Origin of the sequence: Gordonia heveisoli (assembly GCF_030315745.1) — a bacterium.
Classification (GTDB): domain Bacteria; phylum Actinomycetota; class Actinomycetes; order Mycobacteriales; family Mycobacteriaceae; genus Gordonia.
Genome location: NZ_JASXSH010000013.1, coordinates 130,195 through 147,292, shown reverse-complemented (window position 1 = coordinate 147,292; position 17,098 = coordinate 130,195). Strand labels below are relative to the sequence as shown.

Annotated in this window: 17 protein-coding genes and 3 tRNA genes; 5 read left to right on the top strand and 15 right to left on the bottom strand. The window is 66.5% G+C overall.

Annotated elements, in window-relative coordinates; translation table 11 throughout:
- The first annotated feature begins 116 nt into the window (after positions 1-116).
- Positions 117-890: a hypothetical protein gene (locus QSJ18_RS13330; protein ID WP_286326978.1), complete on the top strand. Its 774-nt coding sequence runs from the start codon at positions 117-119 to the stop codon at positions 888-890.
- A gap of 67 nt (positions 891-957) precedes the next feature.
- On the opposite strand, the gene QSJ18_RS13325 is transcribed toward QSJ18_RS13330, so the two are convergent.
- From QSJ18_RS13325 to QSJ18_RS13295, 7 genes are all read right to left on the bottom strand, one after another.
- Positions 958-2,616 carry an MDR family MFS transporter gene (locus QSJ18_RS13325; protein WP_462476072.1) on the bottom strand — a complete coding sequence of 553 codons (1,659 nt, stop codon included), beginning with the start codon at positions 2,614-2,616 and terminating at the stop codon, positions 958-960.
- Positions 2,617-2,715: 99 nt separating this feature from the next.
- On the bottom strand, positions 2,716-3,153 hold the full coding sequence (locus tag QSJ18_RS13320) for a MarR family winged helix-turn-helix transcriptional regulator (protein WP_286326976.1): 438 nt from the start codon (positions 3,151-3,153) through the stop codon (positions 2,716-2,718).
- 200 nt (positions 3,154-3,353) lie between these two features.
- A tRNA-Ser gene (locus tag QSJ18_RS13315) sits at positions 3,354-3,441 on the bottom strand.
- A gap of 71 nt (positions 3,442-3,512) precedes the next feature.
- Entirely contained in the window at positions 3,513-3,722 is a 210-nt protein-coding gene (locus QSJ18_RS13310) for a CsbD family protein (RefSeq protein ID WP_286326974.1), read from the bottom strand.
- Between the two features lie 143 nt (positions 3,723-3,865).
- A complete protein-coding gene (locus QSJ18_RS13305; RefSeq protein ID WP_286326973.1) occupies positions 3,866-4,210 on the bottom strand; it encodes a hypothetical protein in 345 nt (114 codons plus the stop codon).
- 110 nt (positions 4,211-4,320) lie between these two features.
- Positions 4,321-4,788, bottom strand: coding sequence for a nucleoside deaminase (locus tag QSJ18_RS13300; RefSeq protein ID WP_286326993.1), 468 nt, complete (start codon positions 4,786-4,788; stop codon positions 4,321-4,323).
- Between the two features lie 23 nt (positions 4,789-4,811).
- Entirely contained in the window at positions 4,812-5,348 is a 537-nt protein-coding gene (locus QSJ18_RS13295; RefSeq protein ID WP_286326971.1) for a tRNA adenosine deaminase-associated protein, read from the bottom strand.
- 81 nt (positions 5,349-5,429) lie between these two features.
- On the opposite strand from QSJ18_RS13295, the gene QSJ18_RS13290 reads away from it, so the two are divergent.
- On the top strand, positions 5,430-6,404 hold the full coding sequence (locus QSJ18_RS13290) for a prephenate dehydrogenase (protein ID WP_286326970.1): 975 nt from the start codon (positions 5,430-5,432) through the stop codon (positions 6,402-6,404).
- A gap of 18 nt (positions 6,405-6,422) precedes the next feature.
- Here QSJ18_RS13290 and QSJ18_RS13285 read toward each other — a convergent pair whose 3' ends face one another.
- The 5 genes from QSJ18_RS13285 to QSJ18_RS13265 form a co-directional block, all read right to left on the bottom strand.
- On the bottom strand, positions 6,423-6,974 hold the full coding sequence (locus QSJ18_RS13285) for a putative glycolipid-binding domain-containing protein (RefSeq protein WP_286326992.1): 552 nt from the start codon (positions 6,972-6,974) through the stop codon (positions 6,423-6,425).
- A gap of 113 nt (positions 6,975-7,087) precedes the next feature.
- Positions 7,088-7,828: a hypothetical protein gene (locus tag QSJ18_RS13280; protein WP_286326969.1), complete on the bottom strand. Its 741-nt coding sequence runs from the start codon at positions 7,826-7,828 to the stop codon at positions 7,088-7,090.
- A 94-nt stretch (positions 7,829-7,922) separates the two neighbouring features.
- Positions 7,923-9,626: a cation:proton antiporter gene (locus tag QSJ18_RS13275; protein ID WP_286326968.1), complete on the bottom strand. Its 1,704-nt coding sequence runs from the start codon at positions 9,624-9,626 to the stop codon at positions 7,923-7,925.
- Positions 9,627-10,381: 755 nt separating this feature from the next.
- A tRNA-Arg gene (locus tag QSJ18_RS13270) sits at positions 10,382-10,457 on the bottom strand.
- A gap of 40 nt (positions 10,458-10,497) precedes the next feature.
- Positions 10,498-10,590, bottom strand: a tRNA-Ser gene (locus tag QSJ18_RS13265).
- Positions 10,591-10,708: 118 nt separating this feature from the next.
- Between QSJ18_RS13265 and hisC the strand changes: the two genes are divergently transcribed.
- Positions 10,709-11,776, top strand: a complete 1,068-nt coding sequence (hisC, locus tag QSJ18_RS13260) for a histidinol-phosphate transaminase (RefSeq protein ID WP_286326967.1) — start codon at positions 10,709-10,711, stop codon at positions 11,774-11,776.
- Between the two features lie 9 nt (positions 11,777-11,785).
- Here the strand turns inward: hisC and QSJ18_RS13255 are convergent, their stop codons facing one another.
- Positions 11,786-12,769, bottom strand: a complete 984-nt coding sequence (locus QSJ18_RS13255; RefSeq protein WP_286326966.1) for an alpha/beta hydrolase — start codon at positions 12,767-12,769, stop codon at positions 11,786-11,788.
- Between the two features lie 202 nt (positions 12,770-12,971).
- Between QSJ18_RS13255 and QSJ18_RS13250 the strand changes: the two genes are divergently transcribed.
- Entirely contained in the window at positions 12,972-13,436 is a 465-nt protein-coding gene (locus tag QSJ18_RS13250; protein ID WP_286326965.1) for an acyl-CoA thioesterase, read from the top strand.
- On the opposite strand, the gene QSJ18_RS13245 is transcribed toward QSJ18_RS13250, so the two are convergent.
- Together QSJ18_RS13245 and QSJ18_RS13240 are read right to left on the bottom strand one after the other, a co-directional pair.
- Positions 13,397-14,665 carry a hypothetical protein gene (locus tag QSJ18_RS13245; RefSeq protein ID WP_286326964.1) on the bottom strand — a complete coding sequence of 423 codons (1,269 nt, stop codon included), beginning with the start codon at positions 14,663-14,665 and terminating at the stop codon, positions 13,397-13,399. The two genes, QSJ18_RS13250 and QSJ18_RS13245, sit on opposite strands and share 40 nt — an antisense overlap.
- Before the next feature lie 113 nt (positions 14,666-14,778).
- Entirely contained in the window at positions 14,779-15,933 is a 1,155-nt protein-coding gene (locus tag QSJ18_RS13240; RefSeq protein WP_286326963.1) for an acyltransferase family protein, read from the bottom strand.
- Positions 15,934-15,988: 55 nt separating this feature from the next.
- Between QSJ18_RS13240 and QSJ18_RS13235 the strand changes: the two genes are divergently transcribed.
- Positions 15,989-17,044 (top strand): magnesium transporter CorA family protein, encoded by a 1,056-nt coding sequence (locus QSJ18_RS13235; protein WP_286326962.1) that lies wholly within the window; start codon positions 15,989-15,991, stop codon positions 17,042-17,044.
- The last annotated feature ends 54 nt before the right edge of the window (positions 17,045-17,098 follow it).

The window sequence follows — 17,098 nt, the reverse complement described above, 5'->3', positions numbered from 1 at the left end:
ATATCGCCAAACCACCACCCTGACCCGACTTCTGTCCACAACCCGACCTCATCCGCTCGACCGACCGGGACGGATTTCGGCGACGCCCGTCGAGCGCTGGCACCTACGCTGCACACATGCGTCGAATTGGCCTCGCGATCGTTGCCGCACTGTCCCTGACGGTGGCGGGTTGCTCCACGGCGGACTCTGTCGACGGCGAGGCCATACCGGCATCCGAGGTGGGGTCGTCGACGACGACCACCCCGGCAAGCGCCAGCCCGTCGAGCCCGACCCCCGGGTCGGAAAGTCCCGTACCGGGATTCAAGGCAACGTTCCGGGCGGCGACCGGGTCACTGCCGAACGGCACGAACTGGAATCTCAGTCTGCCCCAGGTCGAGGCGGGTGCGCCGGGTCCGCGTGCGGCGTTCAATGCCCAGATGGACTCGATCCTGACGAAGCTGACCGGGTCGGCGACGACGGACTATCCCTTCACTTTCACCGACGGATCGTTGACACCGACCGAGAAGTCGCGCGCAGTCGTCGGGTCGAGGGTGCTGTCCGGCGCGGTGATCACGCTGAGTAGCGCGCCGCGTGCCGCACATCCGAACACCAATGTCGAGACCGTCGTCCTCGATATCGCGTCGACGAAGCCGATCACCGATCCGTATGTGGATCCGGCGCGGGCGAAGTCGGTACTCGGACCGCTGGCAATCGCCGCCGATCCCACACACCGGCTATCCGCGATCGACGTGGGGTACGAGGATTTCAAACTGTGGATTCCGCTACCCGAAGGCTTTCACGTGTACGTGTCGGTCTCGCACGCGCTGGGCGACTATGTAGCGGTGACGATTCCGTGGGACAAGGTCACGCCGATTCTGAAACCTGAAGTGGCGCACGCAGTCAGCCCGTGATTCACGGGTAGGACGCGAAACGGTCCGCCGAACGCGGGGTTCGGCGGACCGTTTTGCTACTGCGTTGTCAGAGGCGGTGTCGCGCACCAGCGGTTTCGGAGGACACCTGCGGCAGATCGCCTGCGGCGGCTTCGACCGCGATCTCGACCTCTTCGGCGAGCGGCTCCTCGATGTCGATGGTCTTGCGCAGCGGCCGATTCGGGATTGCCAGCACGGCCAGCAGTGCGACGATCGCGGCGATGGCGGCGACCACGAAGATCGCGGCGGTGGCATCACCGTAGGCGGCCCGCACGACGTCGGCGATCGGATCCGGCAGCACCGACAGGTTCAACGAACTGCCGCCACTGTGTTCGGAGGTCGGAACCCCCAACCGCGACAAACCATCTGCCGATAGGGTCTGCACCCGCGACGCCAGGATCGAACCCAGCACCGACACGCCGATCGCACCACCGAACGTCCGGAAGAACGCGACGTTCGACGAAGCGGCACCGATGTTCTCGACACTGACCGTGTTCTGCACCGCCAGCACGAGGTTCTGCATCAGCATGCCGACGCCGAGGCCGACGAGGAACATGAACAGGCCCATCAGCCACAGCGAGGTGGCGTGGTCGATCGTGCCGAGCAGGGCGAATCCGACGACGAGCGTCGCGGCGCCGGCCACCAGGAACGGCTTCCACTTGCCGAATCGGGTGATCAGCTGGCCCGACACCACCGAGCCACCGAACATGCCGATCACCATCGGGATGGTGAGCACACCAGCCACTGTCGGGCTGTAATGGCGGGCGGTCTGGAAGTACTGGCCGAGGAAGGTCGTCGAACCGAACATGCCGACACCGACCGCCACGGACGCGAGGATCGCGAGGGCCGTGGTGCGTTCGGTGACGATCTTCAGCGGGATGATCGGGGACTTGGCGCGGGCCTCGACGAACACCGTCGCGATCAGCAGCAGCACACCGCCACCAACGTAGTAGAGCGTCTCCTTGGAGATCCAGGCGTAGTAGTCGGACTTGCCGGCGAAGGACACCCAGATGAGCAGCACGCTGACACCGGCGGTGAGCAGCGTCGCACCCAACCAGTCGATGGACACGCCTTGCTTGCGCACCGTCGCGATATGCAGGGTGCGCTGCAACAGGATCAGCGAGATGATCGCGAGCGGCACGCAGACGAAGAAGCACCAGCGCCAGCCGAGCGGGCTGTCGACGATGACACCGCCGAGAATCGGACCACCGGACATCGACACCGCCATCACCGCACCCATGTAGCCCGAGTAGCGGCCGCGTTCACGGGGGGACACGATCGTCGCGATGATCGCCACGGCCAACGCGGTCAGACCACCCATGCCGATGCCCTGCACGGTGCGCCCGACGAGCAGGAACGGAACATTGTGCGCCGCACCGGCCATCGCCGAACCGATCACGAAGATGACCAACGACGACTGAACCAGCGTCTTCTTGTTGAACAGGTCGGCAAGCTTGCCCCAGATCGGCGTCGACGCCGCGTTGGCCAGCAGGGCGACGGTGATGACCCAGGCGTACTGGGTCTGGGTGCCATCGAGATCGGCGATGATCGTCGGCAGTGCCGTGGCGACGATCGTCGTCGACAGCAGTGCGGTGAACAGACCGGCAAGCAGACCCACCATCGCTTCGAGCACCTGACGGTGCGTCATCGCGGGCGTGTCACCGGCTGCGGCCGTTGGGGCGGCCACCTCGTTCGGTGCAGTGGACATGACAGTTCCTTGCTTCGGTAGGGCTGTTGCATCTATGGGTGAGTGATCACCCCGACCGGCGCCGCAGACCCGACTACAGGTCCGGCGTCGGCCACGTTCTCATTCGGCGAAGGCCTCGCGGATACGTTCCAGCGACGTGATGGCGTCACGGGCGTCGTTCTCGCTCCAGCCGCTCAAGCGGGGGATGACCCGGTCGAATCGGCTTCGCAGCGCCGACGACATCGCCTCCCGTCCGGCGTCGGTGAGCGCGACGACGCAGACCCGACCGTCCTCGGCGAGACGACCACGTCCGATCAGGCCGTCGGCGACGAGCTTCGAAATCTGCCGGCTCAGTACCGACTCGCTCACGCACAGGATTCCGGCGAGCTGATTCTGTGGCATCGGCCCCCGCGTCTCCAACGCCCACAGGACACCCAGCAGCGGCTGCGGCATACCTTCGACGTCGGAGCCTTGCCGAGCGATGTTGACCCGGATGAGCCTGCCGAGCAGAAACAACTCGTCGACGAGTTCTGCGACGGTCTCATCCGTGAGTGTCACCGGCAGCCTCCGTTCAACTAGTTGCTTACTGCAAGTAACGGTCCTCCTCGCGGATGCATTCCCGCAAGTTTCGATGCTGCGTTTGTGGGCAACGACACCCCGAAGGCGTGCAAACCCGACAATTCGGCGGGCGGCCGACAGGCAGGAACAGGAACACAACGAAAACGACCCCCTGTCGTGAGACAGGGGGTCGTTCGCTGCGGTGGCGGAGGGATTTGAACCCTCGGTACGGGGTTACCGTACACAGCATTTCGAGTGCTGCACCTTCGGCCGCTCGGACACGCCACCGCGGAAGACTGTACCGCAGGACGGCCCCAGCCCTAAATCGGCTGGTCAGCGAGCCACCGAAGGGTGCGCGATCAGTGGCCGGTCAGCTTGTCCTTGACGTCGTCGACCTTGCCCTTGACCGCGTCCGCGGCCTCGCTGATCTTCTGTTTGCCTTTCGCGACGCCCTGCTCGCCTTGGCCTTCGTCCTTCAGATCCTGGTCGTCGGTCAGATCGCCGACCGCTTCTTTGCCACGGCCCTTGAGTTCGTCGGCCTTGTTCTTGGCATCGTCGGAGATTCCCATATCGCCTCCTCACATCGAGGCCCGGCACGGCCGGTGTGCCGACCGGGTGCTGCACAGGGGAAGCCGAACTCCCCCGACCTCCACCGTGCCAAGGAATCGGCGATCGGCCCAGTTCTGCTGGTCAGCGCGTCGCTCCAAACGGATCAGTGACCGGTCAGCTTGTCGGTGACCTCGCCGACCTTCTGCTTGGCCGTGTTGATGGTGTCGGCGACCTTCTCGTTGTCGGCGACCTCGCCAAGCTTCTCCTTGACGACGCGGATCGCCTCCTGAACCTTGTCGTTGTCGGCGATGCCGCCCAGCTTCTCTTTCAGCGTCGCGATCGCTTCCTCGATCTTGTCGTTGTCGGCGAGATCACCGAGCTTCTCCCGGACGGCGGTGATCGCTTCCTGGACCTTCTCGTTGTCGGCGAGTTCACCGAGTTTCGCCTTCGCCGCGTCGACGGCCTCCCCGATCTTGTCGGTGGGATCCTTGTCGGTGGCATCTGCCATGGTTGCTCTCCTCAGGTCGGATTCGGACATCCACACCCATCTTGCGCCGCACATGCGTCGGCGTCATCGGAGTTGTACCCCGATATTTGCCCCGACCGACGACACAGAACTCAGGGGGTACGCCGGGGGGTGAAGAAGTCGAGCAGCAGCTGCCGGCATTCGGCGTCGAGGATGCCACCCCGAACCTGGGGACGATGGCTGAGCCGAGGGTCGCGGACGACGTCCCACAACGACCCGACCGCGCCCGTCTTCGGTTCCCAGGCGCCGAAGATCAGTTGGTCGACGCGAGACAATGTGATGGCGCCCGCGCACATGGTGCACGGTTCGACGGTCACCGCGATCGTGCAGCCGGGCAGACGCCACCCGTCGCCGAAAGCTGCGGCCGCCGCCCGCAACGCGATGATCTCGGCGTGGGCTGTCGGGTCATCGTCGGCCTCACGACGATTGGTGGCCCGCGCCAGTTCGATGCCCGACGGGTCGAAGACGACGGCGCCGATCGGGATGTCGTCGGGGCCGGTGTCGGCGGCCGCGGACAGCGCGACCCGCATCATCGACTCCCAGAGCGCTGGACCCGGCAGTCGATCGGCGGCCGCGGCGTCGGTCAATGTCCGAGCTTGTCGAGAACCGCGGCGAGCTCATCGGCGAAGCCCAGTCGCGCGGCGATCATGCCGATCTGTTCGTCGGCGTAGAGGTCGGTGTCGTCGACGATCACGCTCATCACGGCTTCCGGCAGCCCCAGATCGCTGAGCAATGCGAGCGACCCCTCGGCCCACGGTTCGACGTCGTCGAGGTCGTCCGGGTCGAGATCGGGGACATCGATGTCGAGCACGTCGAGAGCGTCGGCGGCCACGTCGTAGTCGATGGCGGCAGTGGCGTCGGAGACGAGGACCATCGCCCCCGACGGCGCGGGCCGCAGCACGATGAAGAACTCGTCATCGATGTCGAGCAGACCGAAGGCGGCACCGGCCGCGCGCAGCTCACGGAGCTGGAGTTCAGCGTCCGCCAGGTCGGTCAGCGCGCTCGGCTTCATCGCCGAAACCTTCCACCCGCCCTCTTCACGGACCACGGCAACGGCGAAACCGTCGATGTCGTCCTCCTGCGGATTCGTATCCGTCTTCTGCGCGCCGGCACCAGCCATGCAGGTCACGGTAGCCGTAATCGCGCACCGGCCCAAGTCCCCGAGTCCACCGGCTCCGACGATGCGCGGGCTGTCACCGCGATGTGGGAATCTGAGAGGGTGACTACCCCGGCAGCCCTGCGTCCCGTCTGTGTGCTCGGTCTCGGCCTGATCGGCGGTTCGCTGCTGCGGGCGCTGCATGACGGCGGTCATGAGGCGTTCGGCTACAACCGGTCGGCGACCACGGTCGCCGAGGCCACCGCCGACGGCTACGACGCCTCCGACGACCTGACCGCGACGCTGCGACGTGCGGCCGCGGCCGACGCCGTCGTCGTGCTGGCGACTCCGGTGACCACGCTCGCGCCGCTGGTGCAGGCGGTCGCCGACCACGCCCCCGACGTCCTGCTCACCGATGTCGTCAGCGTCAAACAATCCGTCGCCACGATCATCGCCGAGACCTATCCCGGCGCGCGCTTCGTCGGCGGGCATCCGATGGCCGGTACCAGCCGATCGGGCTGGACCGCAACCGATCCCAACCTCTTCCGCGATGCGATGTGGGTGGTGATGACCGAGGATTCGACGACGGTCGACGATTGGCTGGCGGTCGCCGCCATCGCGCGTGCGACGGGCGCCGCGGTGGTTCCCGCCGCCGCCGACGCCCACGACCGGGCCGCCGCCGCCATCTCGCATGTGCCGCATCTGACCGCCGCGGTCACCGCGGCCGTCGGCGGTGGCGAAAGCGACCTGGCCCTACGGTTGGCGGCCGGCAGCTTCCGCGACGGCACCCGCGTCGCCGGCACGGCACCCGCGCTGCAGCGCGCGATGATCGAGGCCAACCGGATCGCGGTACTCAACGCGCTCAGCGAGATCATCGACCGGCTCGTCAACGCCCGCGACGACCTCCGCGACACCGGCACCGTCGAGGTACTCATCGACGACGGGCATCGCGCCCGGCAGGCCTACGCGGCGGTCGCGAACGGACCGATGGAACCGATCGTCGACGTGGAGATCGGCGCGGCGGGGTGGCAGGAGGAACTCCGACGCCAAGGGCACCTCGGTCGCGTCTGGCTCGGCTGACCCCGACGCGGTATCGCGTCAGACGCGGGTGGCCAAGCCCGGGTAGTCGACGACGAAACCGTTGTCGTCGACGCTGAGGGTCGACGTGGCTACCGGGGAGACGATCGCGATGCCGTTCTCCTGCGGTGTGTAGGTGAGCTTGGCCGGTTCGACGGCCCCGTCCGGCAGGTAGACGTAGACGACCGGAACCTCCACCGCGGGACTCCCCGCGGTCAAACCCAGGCGGCGGATCGGCAACGCGTTGAACAGCGGGGACAGCGCCAGATCGACGTCGAGAGCACCGTCGAAGTCGCTGCGCACCGACTCACCGCCGGGAGCGTGCACGAGCCAGTGGTTCTCCATGTCGCGGCTGATCGCGAACTGGGTTTCGCCGCTGGCCCGGACGAGATGAATCGACAGCCTGCGGGTCACCCCGGTGTCGGTGGTGACGAGTTCGTAGGAAGCCGAGAACGCCTCGTGCGCATCGGTGGCGGCCGCGATGATCCGGCCGTATGCCTTGATGCGCGGGCCGTTGACCTGCAGACGAACCTGTTCGAGCCGGTCGGTGCCCTCGCCACGCCAGGTCAGCATCGCCTTGAAGTCGCTCGGCGTCGTGTTCTGCGGGGCTGCTTGCGGAGAACTCACGGCTCTACGGTAGCGACCGCGACGCGATCACACACATCTGAATTGTCGGCGATGCCGGCTCAGGCCCCACAGGCCAGGGACGGGCGGCCCGAATTCGGTGCCACCGAATCCGTGGCCACCACCTGACCGTCGACGGTGATCTCGCAGGTTGCGCCGCTGCGTTCGCCCAGAGCGACGATCACACGCAGCGGGTTGCGACCCCCGATGAACGTCACCTTCCACACCGGGGGCGGCGCGAACTCGCTGCGCACCGACACCGCGTCGAGGTAGAGGATCGTCGCCGAGCCCTCGATACGGACCTCATAGGACACGACATGCCCGCGAGCGTCGATACCGCCACCGCGGCGGGGCTCCGACGGATCGTCTTCGGTGGCCGACGGCGGATCGAAGGTGTGCGGCGACTGCGGCTCGTCGAGCGTGGTCAGCGCATCCGAGCCGCTGTAATTCCCGGACGGCTGACGGTCGCGCAGCAGCGTCATGCCTGCCAACACCACGAAGATCATCAACACCGCGAGCGCCACCGTCCCGAGCGCGGTGGTCGACACATTCGGGACCAGCGACCGCGGCGACTCTTCGGACGGCGCGCTCGCCCGATCCGCCTCCGCCGCACGACGTTCGGCGGCCTGCCGGGCCCGGGCCTCGGTGCCGGTCGGCTGACCGGGCCAGAACAGCGGGGTGCCGTCGGAGGCATACCCCAGCGGTGGGTAGATCTGCTGTAGCGGCCGGTAGACATCACCGACAGACGGATCGGGGTTGTCGGCGGAGGGCGTCGGGTCCCGATCCTCGTGCGTCTCGACCATCACCCGCCTCACTCTCGCCCCGTGTCACCCGTGTTCCCCTCGACACTACGTGGGAGCGGCGGGCCGCAGGTTGACGACGCGGGACGCGTACGCGCTACAGGCGGCTGTCCAGACGTGCCGAGAGGCCGGCTTCCTGAAGGTCGAGACGTTCGAGCATGGCTCGCACCGCCTCGTCTTCGATGGCGCCGTTGTCGCGGTTCTCGACCAGCGACTCCCGCTGCGCGGCCAGCACATCCCGGTACAGCCTGCCGAAGGCCTCCGCGCGGGCGGTGTGCGCCTCCGGATCGGGCATCTCCTCGGCATCCTTGGACTGCCGGGCCACCGTTTCCTGAATGTAGGCGACAGTGTCGTCGTCGAGGCCGGCGGGCGGATTCGCGACGAAGTCGGCGATCACCACCTCGGCGACGACGTTCGCGATCCGTTCGGCCCGCGCGGTCTGTTCCTGGTCGTAGCGTTCTTCGTCCTCGTTGTGCAGGTTGAGGCGATTGATGAGCCACGGCAGCGTCGGGCTCTGGATGAGGATGGTGCCGACCGCGACGACGAAGGCGACGGCCTGGATCGCCGACCGTTCCGGGAAGGGATCGCCGTTCTCCAGCACCATCGGGATACCGGCCGCGGCCGCCAGCGTGACCACACCGCGCATACCCGTCCAGCCGACAACCAGCGACTCCTGCCAGGTCAACGGCCGGTTGTCGATGCGTTCGCGCCACCGGCCGAGCAGCCCGTCGCCGTTCTTGCGTTCCGCCCAACGGTGCCGACCCCCGGATCGTCGGGGGCTGGCGTGCACGTCGACGTTGACCGCGCGTTCGATACGTCGGCTCACCACGCCGCGACCGAACATGACGAACACACAGAGCGGCCGCACCAACAACACCACCAGCAGCACGATCACCGACACAAAGGCGATGTGGGCCAACGATTCCCGCGCTTCTCGCAGATCTTCGATGATGAAGCGCAGTTGCAGACCGATGTAGGCGAAGACGAATGCTTCCAGCAGCACGTCCACCGAATGCCAGACGTACCGCTCCTGCAGCCGCGTCTGGTAGCCCGCGTGCACCGATGCGGTACCGACGACGAACCCCGCCATCACCACCGCCAGCACACCCGAGGCGTGCAAATGTTCGGCGGCCAGGTAGGCGGCGAAAGGAACGACGAAACCCTGCACGGTCTCCAGCGCCGGATTCTTCAGGTGTTTGCGAATCCACAGCGTCAGGAACCCGAGGACCGCTCCGACGACCGGCCCGAGCACGGCGTTGTAGCCGAAGAGCAGCAACGGGTTCTCGATGAAGGCGTGGGTGTTGGCGATCTGCGAGATGGCGATCGCGAACAGCGACAGCGCGGCCGCGTCGTTGACCAGACTCTCGCCGGTCAGGATCGCCATCAGCCGTTTGGGCAGCCCGAGTTTGCGGCCGATCGCGACTGCGGTGACGGCGTCGGGCGGAGCGACGATCGCGCCCAGCAGCAGCGCCAACAAGAAGGTGAATTCGGGGATGAGCAGGGATGCGATCAACCCGACCGCAAAGGCCGTGACGACGACCATCGCCACGCCCAGACCCAGGATCGGCTTGATGTTGCGCAGAAAGTTGGGGAATGAGAAGCCCAGGGCCGCCGAGTAGAGCAACGGCGGCAGGACGACGGTCAGCAGGATCTCGGAGTCGAGTTCGACGTGCGGCATCCCCGGGATGAACGAGACACCCAACGCGATGACGATGATGACCAGCGCGGGCTGCATCCCTTTGCGGTCGGCGACGGCGGTGACGATGATCGCGCCGACGAGGACGAGAATGAGCAGCTCCATGGCTGCAGATTCTTTCAGGCGATGTCCGATTTCGCCGGAATGGGTCGGCCGAACGTACGGTTTGCGTGACCGGAGCGGGTGCCTGAGCAGACCCCGACGATTGCGATACCCACAGGACCCCCAAGTACCTGTGGGCATCGCAATCCGCGACAACCGAGTTGCCGGGCCTCATTGCGCGTGCAGGCTGTCGATGCCCGGTCAGACCTTGCTGCCGCCCCCACCCCACGTGGAGGGCGGCACCCCTCTGACCAGGGTCGTCTCTCGTTCACCGACGTGAACTACAGAGACCTTCACACACCTTTCATGTTTGGGCAAGGAAAACTGGGTCATTTGTCCAAAGTGGCACCCGGGTCCGGTTCACCGCGGGTCGCGATGAGTACCGACCGGTGGCCGGGACACAACCTGCGAATCCCCCGCATCCGAGGAGAACGCCATGGACCCGACGGCCACCACTCACACCGGACGACTTCCGATCGTCGACCTCGCCACCAGGGCCCGACCAGCCGGCCCGTCCCGCAGTGGACCCGCCCCGGCGCGACGCCGGTCACCGGTCCCGGCCAACTCGGCGGACGAGGACGGCTGGTTCGTCTCCGGACATCGCCACCCGAAAGGAGTCGCCACCCGGAAGTCGGGGACGAATGTTCCTCCCCGACCTTTGTGCTCCTCCCCGAGTTGCACATCGAGGACGAACGCGAAACTCGGGGACGAACCGCCGCGGCAAAGAGAAACACCCGCGACGCCGTCGCGGGTGTTTCTGGTGCGCCCGTAGGGATTCGAACCCCAAACCTTCTGATCCGTAGTCAGATGCTCTATCCGTTGAGCTACGGGCGCGTGCTATTTAGTTGTACCGCAGGCGGCGTACCGCTTCCGGTGGCGGAGGCGAGAGGATTTGAACCTCCGGTCTCGTTTTAAGCGAGACAACTCATTAGCAGTGAGTCCCATTCGGCCGCTCTGGCACGCCTCCTTGGCGGAGTCCTTTCGAACTGCCGAGTCGAAAGGTTACACACCCTTCGACGCCAGACGCAAACCGGTTGGTCAGGGGCGGTTTCGCCGCCGAATCCGGGGCGTCCTAGATTTGACGGGTGAGCTTGCGAATCCGCCCCGACCTCGACGACCTGCCCGCGTACGTGCCGGGTAAGACCTTCCCAGGCGCGGTTAAGCTGGCCAGCAACGAGGTCGTCGACGGCCCGTTACCCAGCGTGCTCGACGCGATCACCACCGCCGCTACCACCGTCAACCGCTACCCCGACAACGGGATGGTCGAACTGACCGCGACGCTGGCGAAGTCCTACGGCGTGACCGAGGAGGAGATCCAGGCCGGGTGCGGGTCGGTGATCCTGTGCCAGAACCTGATCCTGATCACCAGCGGCCCCGGCGACGAGGTCGTCTTCGGCTGGCGGTCCTTCGAGACCTATCCGCTGGCCACCCGGGTGGCCGGCGCGACCCCCGTGCAGGTCCCGCTGACCGACGACCTGGTCTACGACCTGCGCGCGATGGCGGCCGCGGTCACCGACCGCACCCGGCTGATCTTCATCTGCAACCCGAATAACCCGACCGGCACCGTCGTCGGCGCCGACGACCTGCGCGAGTTCCTGCAGACGGTGCCGTCGGATGTGATCGTCGCCCTCGACGAGGCGTACTTCGAGTACGTCCGCCCCGACGACACCCAGCGCTACGATGCCGTCGAGCTGTACCGCGAATTCCCGAACCTCGTTGTGCTGCGCACCTTCTCGAAGGCCTACGGACTGGCCGGGCTGCGCGTCGGCTACGCGATCGGCAACCCGCAGATCATCACCGCTCTGGGTAAGGTCCACGTGCCGTTCTCGGTCAACAGCCTCGCCCAGCACGCCGCCGTCGCCAGCCTCGCCGCCGCCGACGAACTCCTTGCCCGCACCGACGCCGTCGTCGCCGAACGTACCCGCGTCACCGCACGACTCCGTGACGCCGGTTACCGGGTGCCGCCCTCACAAGCCAACTTCGTCTGGCTCGACCTCGGGGACGCGACCATCGATTTCGCCACCGCCTGCGTCGCAGCCGGTGTGGTGGTGCGCCCCTTCGCCGGCGACGGGGTGCGCGTCACCATCACCAATGAGACCGAGAACGACGCGTTCCTGGCTTTCGCCGAGTCCTGGGACGGCGCGCGAAGCTGACCTCCCGGGTCAGTACAGGCCGCGCGAGATCGTCGGCCACAGAACCGGCAGGTCCTGTTCCCAGTACGCCCAGGTGTGCGTTCCGATCAGTCGGAAGCCGTCGGTGTAGCGGACGCCGTGGGCGCGCATGGTGAGCGCGAACTCCAGCGAGCAGCGATAGGCACCGAGTTCGAGCGCCGACGACGACGCCGTCACCGCTGCGCGCGGCCCTTCGCTGGGTTCGATACGCCGTTGCAGGTCGAGCGGACCGACCGCACCCGAGCCTGCGGCGATGAAGATGTTCTTTCCGCGTAGCGCATCAAGATGCAGGCTCGGGTCGTGGGCACGCCAGTTGGACGAGCCGAAGGGACCCCACATGTTGGTGGCGTCGCCGCCGTCGCGGCCGACCGTGGTGCGCACATACGCCTCGTTGGCCGGACCGGACACCGGCGGGCACCCCGACAGCGAGGCGACACCGGTGTAGAGCTGCGGATTGCGGATGGCCAGCGCGAACGCGGCCTGGCCGCCCATCGACAGGCCGATCACCGCGTTGCGGCCGTTGCCGTTGAATCGCTTGTCGACTAGACCTGGTAGTTCCTTGGTCAGGAAACTCTCCCACATCGGCTTGCCCAGTTTGGGGTCGGTGGCAGCCCAGTCGGTGTAGAAGCTGCCCTTACCGCCGGTGGGGAGCACGACGTTGACGTTCTTGTCGGCGAAGAACCGGCCCGCCCGACCCTTGGTGATCCAATCGCTGACGTCGCCGTCGGCACCCGCTCCGTCGAGGAGGTACACGGTTCCGCGCGGTCCGGAGTCGGTGGCGGGGGTGAGCACGGACAATTTGACGCGGGTCTTCATCACCGGCGAATACACCCAGATGTCGGTGCGCAGCGCGCTCATCTTGACCGATTTCGCGATCCGGGCGACCGAATGCGGTTTCGGCACGGCGTGCGCGGCCGCGGGCACCCCCAGCGCCGTCACGACTGTGGCGGCGACCGCCGCAACCCAACGCTTCATCGCGGTTCCATATCCTCGTTCTCTTTGGTCACACCAGACCGACCCGACAGCAGATCGATAACGCGCCTAGACACGGAGAGCTCCGCGACCCCAGCGGACAAACCCGACTACCGAATGACAGACTACCCGCGGGTAGCGGGGAGCGGGAGGCCCAAAGGGGACTTCACGATCACACATACGTAAATCACAGGAGAGTTCAGTAGTGACACCGCAGACGAAGACCACATCCCATGGCGACGACTACGCGTTCGTCGCCGAGGTCGTGGTGCGGTGGTCCGACATGGACGCCTTCGGTCACATCAACCATGCGCGCATGGTGACGCTGATGGAGGAGGCGCGGATCGAATGGCTACTGTCCGCCGGTGAGGAATACGCGCCGCTGATCAAGAGCGCGATGATCGTGCACGTCGACATCCGCTACCAGAGCCAGCTTCGCCACGACGATTCTCCTTTGCGGATCGGCATGTGGATCAAAGGTTTTCGATCGGTGGACTTCACGATCGGCTACGAGATTCACGGCGCGCACGCACAGCCCGGCACCCGCCCGGCCTGCGTGGCGAGCACACAGATGGCCGTCGTCGACATCGAGGCACACACGCTCCGGCGGCTGACGCCCACCGAGAAGGACTACCTGCGTTCCTGGTCACGCACCGGCGACGGCTCGTAGCGTTCCGGCAGTTCGCGTGGCAGGGCAATTCGGGCGATGTTGCCCTGCAACACATCCCGATAGACACGGAGCTGCTCCTCGCCGCTGCGCACCTGTTCACTGAGTCGCTTCGAATTATCCACCGACAGTTCACGATCCCCCGACCGTGCGATGAGGGCGTCGATGCGGTCGTCGATGGTGAGCGCCTTGTTGTACTCGTCGAGGACCCGCAGTTCGATCGCCGCGGATTCGACGACGTTGGCCACCTCGGCCAGCGCCTGCACCCGGTCGATGAGTTCGGTCCATACCGGACGCAAGGACGTCTCACGACGGTCGATCTCCTCGGCGAACCGGGCGTCGAAACCACCGTTGCGTTTGGCCCGGTCGAGGTCGATCCGCACCGCCCGCAAGGCGATCGCGTCGGCGGCGATCTCGGCGAGTTCGCCGTGCAGATTGACCTGCGTGCGCTGCACCTCGAAATGATCCGACCGCCACGCCCGGTTCCCGACGATGCGGTCGTAGTAGTGGCCGGCCACGTACAGGATCGTCTCGTAGCCGTCGATGAACTTCGCGGTCCGCGGCCCAGGCACGACGGCCTGTCCCGACCGGTTCTGCGGCGCCGAACCCGCATGCAGCACTTCGTCGGCCCACTGACCAACATCGGCCCGGCCTGCCTTACCGGCGACCTGGGTCACGACGTCGGCCAGCCGATCGATCGCCGCGCTTCCAGCCCGGCGCATGTATCCCGACGACTGAACGTTCGGCGTCGGGGTGCACAGCAGCCCGGAGAAGAGGCGTTCGCGCTCCTCCAGCTCCAGGTAGACGTTCTCGCGTCGCTCGCGACGGATCGCGCGGGTACCGCCGGGGAAGGTCCCCTTGCCGATGACGACCGCCTTGCGCGCATCCTCGCGACGACGGGTCAGCGCACCCAACCGACCGCGCACGATCGGGGTCACGAAACCCGGCACGACCGGGCTGACGGACTGGTTCTCCAACTGGGAGATGGCCCGTTGCAGGCGTCGGAGTTCACCGTAGCCCGCAGGCAGGGAGGGCGCGGGCAGGCCCATCGAGATGCGGCGCACCAGTACGGCCCGTCCGGCCGGGGTCAGAAAACCCGATGCGACCAGCAGTGCCGCGGTATCCGACAGCTCGGGGCGGTCCCCGGGCAGCTGGGAGGAATCACACCATTCTCGGATCTCCGCGGCGGTCCGCGCCCGAGTCCGACGGTCCGGAGTCCGGTTCTCGACCATGCACACACCCACCCTCGCGATCAGCAGAACAGTAGCGATCAGCACCACAGCGGCGATCACACCGCACTGGGCGCGACGCGATCCACCTGCGAAACGAATTGACCCTCTCGATGCTACCCGCGTGCAGGGACAAGCTCGGGTGTCCGCGCACGCCACAGGGGTGCGGTCGCACGATGCAGAGCCCACGCGACGGGAACGCTCACCGCGGTCGCGGCCAGGAACGACACCATCATCGACCCGGTGAAGTCGTCGTAACCCAGCACCGCCATCACCAGCTCCAACACCAGCACGTGGACGAGGAAGAACTCGTAGGAGATCTCCCCGAACCAGACCATCGGCCCGCAGCCGCAGAACCTCGACCACCAGTTCGGCCGGTCGTCGCCGGCCTCGATCCGCGCGGCCACGACGGTCAGCGGGCCGATCAGCCCGACGGCGACGACCAGGTACAGCAGGTGTTTGACGACGGCCGCCGACGCCGAGGTCGGGACGATCGTCGGCTCACCGGCCAGCTCGCCCGCGCTGACCAGGAAGATCAGCATCGCGACCGGCACCGACCAGTTCGGCGACCACCGCCGGAACATCGGCGCCACGACCGCGAGGATCATGCCCGCCGCGAACCAGCCGATGAAGGCCGGCGCCCATAGCCGCGCCGTCGGGTCTGCGCTGTCGGAACCGGCGACCGCCACCAACCAGGCCGGGCTGATAGCCAGCACCGCGAGTAGCCCGATGATCAGCAGGTCCGGCCGCCACCGGCCCCGCGACACCCCGATGAGAACCACCCCGATGAGCGGCAGGACGAGGTAGAAGACGACCTCGGCGGCGAGACTCCACATCTGAGTGAGTCCCCCATGCAGGTGCCCGAACCCATAGACCTGGGTGAGCGTCATAGTGCGCAGATATCCGCCCCAGCCGGTCCCGGTGGCCGATTCGACCACTCCGGGTGCGGCCGCGGAGATGAGGTAGACGATGGTCACGGTGATCCAGTAGGCGGGCAGAATCCGTCGTGCGCGGTGCCAGAAGTACCGGGTTCCCGACGGTAGGTCGGTGCGTTCGCGGGCGGCGGACGCCCACGGCCGGAACAGCAGGTACCCGGAGAGGACGAAGAACAGCGCGACACCGATCTCGAAGCGTGCGAAGAAACGGCCCGGCAGGTCGTCGGTGTAGTTGCCGGTCCAGAATGCGGCGTGGGTCAGGCAGACCGCGACCGCGGCGACAGTCCGGATGCCGGTGAGCGCACGCATGCGCTGCGAACCGCCGGAACCCGCCATGGCTCACGATCCTGCCATCCACGGCGAACGGCGATCACGATGGCACGATTGGCGCATGAATGCCGAGCGGGTCCGCGGACAGATCTGGCAGGACGGCGAGCGCGTCGAGGGCTTCTCCCTGGATGCGATCTCGGACAACCTCACCGAGCCGGGCCGGCTGATCTGGGCCGATCTGGAATGTCCGAGTCACGAGACGCTGAGTCGGCTGGCCGCCGAACTCGATCTCGACACCTTCGCCGTGGAGGACACCACCGCGGCGGTCGAACGGGTCAAGACGGTCACCTACACCGGACACACCTTCCTCATGGTCTACGCCGTGACCATGCGCAACGGGGTCACCAAGGACACCGACGAGGCCGACGGCGCGCCTGCCGAGCACACACGGCCCGAGAACGACCACCGCAATCGGGCCAGCACCTTCGATCTGCGCCGGATCTCGATCTTCTTGAAGGGCAACGCGATCATCACCGTTCGGCGGTCGCCGGGCTTCGACATCGAGGAGGTGGTGCGGCGCTGGGACGACATCGGCGGCCAGAACCACGGCATCGGCGCCCTGTTGCACGGCCTGCTCGACGTCGTCGTCGATGGACATTTCGATGCGGTGCAGCGGCTCGACGAGGAGATCGAAGATCTCGAGGAGTTGCTCTTCGACGATCGGATCGCCGGTCGGGTGCTGCAACGCCGGACCTACCTGCTCCGTAAGGATCTCGTGGTGTTGCGCCGAGTCGTGCTGCCGATGCGGGAGGTGATCGCGGGCATCCAACGTCGACGATTCGAGAACAATGCGCCTCCCGAACTCGACCCGCATTTCTCCGACCTCTACGACCACGCCCTGCGCGCCGCCGAGTGGACGGAATCGTTGCGCGACATGATCACCACCGTCTTCGAGACGAACCTGTCCCTCGCCGACGCCCGGTTGAACACGGTGATGAAGAAACTCACCGGCTGGGCCGCGATCATCGCGGTTCCGACCGCGATCACCGGGTACTACGGCCAGAATGTCCGTTTCCCGGGGCTGGCGACCCACATCGGGTTCATCACGAGTACCACGCTGATCGTCGTCGTGGTGCTGGTGCTGTACATCAGCTTCCGCAAACGCGACTGGTTGTGACGGACTCGTCACTCCAAGGTCTCGGCGCGGTCACACCATTAACCACATTGACCA

What these genes read in the sequence shown, in the direction of transcription:
- QSJ18_RS13330 (WP_286326978.1), top strand. Translation starts at nt 117, where the DNA reads ATGCGTCGAATTGGCCTCGCGATCGTTGCCGCACTGTCCCTGACGGTG.
- QSJ18_RS13325 (WP_462476072.1), bottom strand. Translation starts at nt 2,616, where the DNA reads ATGTCCACTGCACCGAACGAGGTGGCCGCCCCAACGGCCGCAGCCGGT.
- QSJ18_RS13310 (WP_286326974.1), bottom strand. Translation starts at nt 3,722, where the DNA reads ATGGGAATCTCCGACGATGCCAAGAACAAGGCCGACGAACTCAAGGGC.
- QSJ18_RS13305 (WP_286326973.1), bottom strand. Translation starts at nt 4,210, where the DNA reads ATGGCAGATGCCACCGACAAGGATCCCACCGACAAGATCGGGGAGGCC.
- QSJ18_RS13295 (WP_286326971.1), bottom strand. Translation starts at nt 5,348, where the DNA reads ATGGCTGGTGCCGGCGCGCAGAAGACGGATACGAATCCGCAGGAGGAC.
- QSJ18_RS13290 (WP_286326970.1), top strand. Translation starts at nt 5,430, where the DNA reads ATGTGGGAATCTGAGAGGGTGACTACCCCGGCAGCCCTGCGTCCCGTC.
- QSJ18_RS13285 (WP_286326992.1), bottom strand. Translation starts at nt 6,974, where the DNA reads ATGCTGACCTGGCGTGGCGAGGGCACCGACCGGCTCGAACAGGTTCGT.
- QSJ18_RS13280 (WP_286326969.1), bottom strand. Translation starts at nt 7,828, where the DNA reads ATGGTCGAGACGCACGAGGATCGGGACCCGACGCCCTCCGCCGACAAC.
- QSJ18_RS13275 (WP_286326968.1), bottom strand. Translation starts at nt 9,626, where the DNA reads ATGGAGCTGCTCATTCTCGTCCTCGTCGGCGCGATCATCGTCACCGCC.
- QSJ18_RS13255 (WP_286326966.1), bottom strand. Translation starts at nt 12,769, where the DNA reads ATGAAGCGTTGGGTTGCGGCGGTCGCCGCCACAGTCGTGACGGCGCTG.
- QSJ18_RS13245 (WP_286326964.1), bottom strand. Translation starts at nt 14,665, where the DNA reads ATGGTCGAGAACCGGACTCCGGACCGTCGGACTCGGGCGCGGACCGCC.
- QSJ18_RS13240 (WP_286326963.1), bottom strand. Translation starts at nt 15,933, where the DNA reads ATGGCGGGTTCCGGCGGTTCGCAGCGCATGCGTGCGCTCACCGGCATC.
- QSJ18_RS13235 (WP_286326962.1), top strand. Translation starts at nt 15,989, where the DNA reads ATGAATGCCGAGCGGGTCCGCGGACAGATCTGGCAGGACGGCGAGCGC.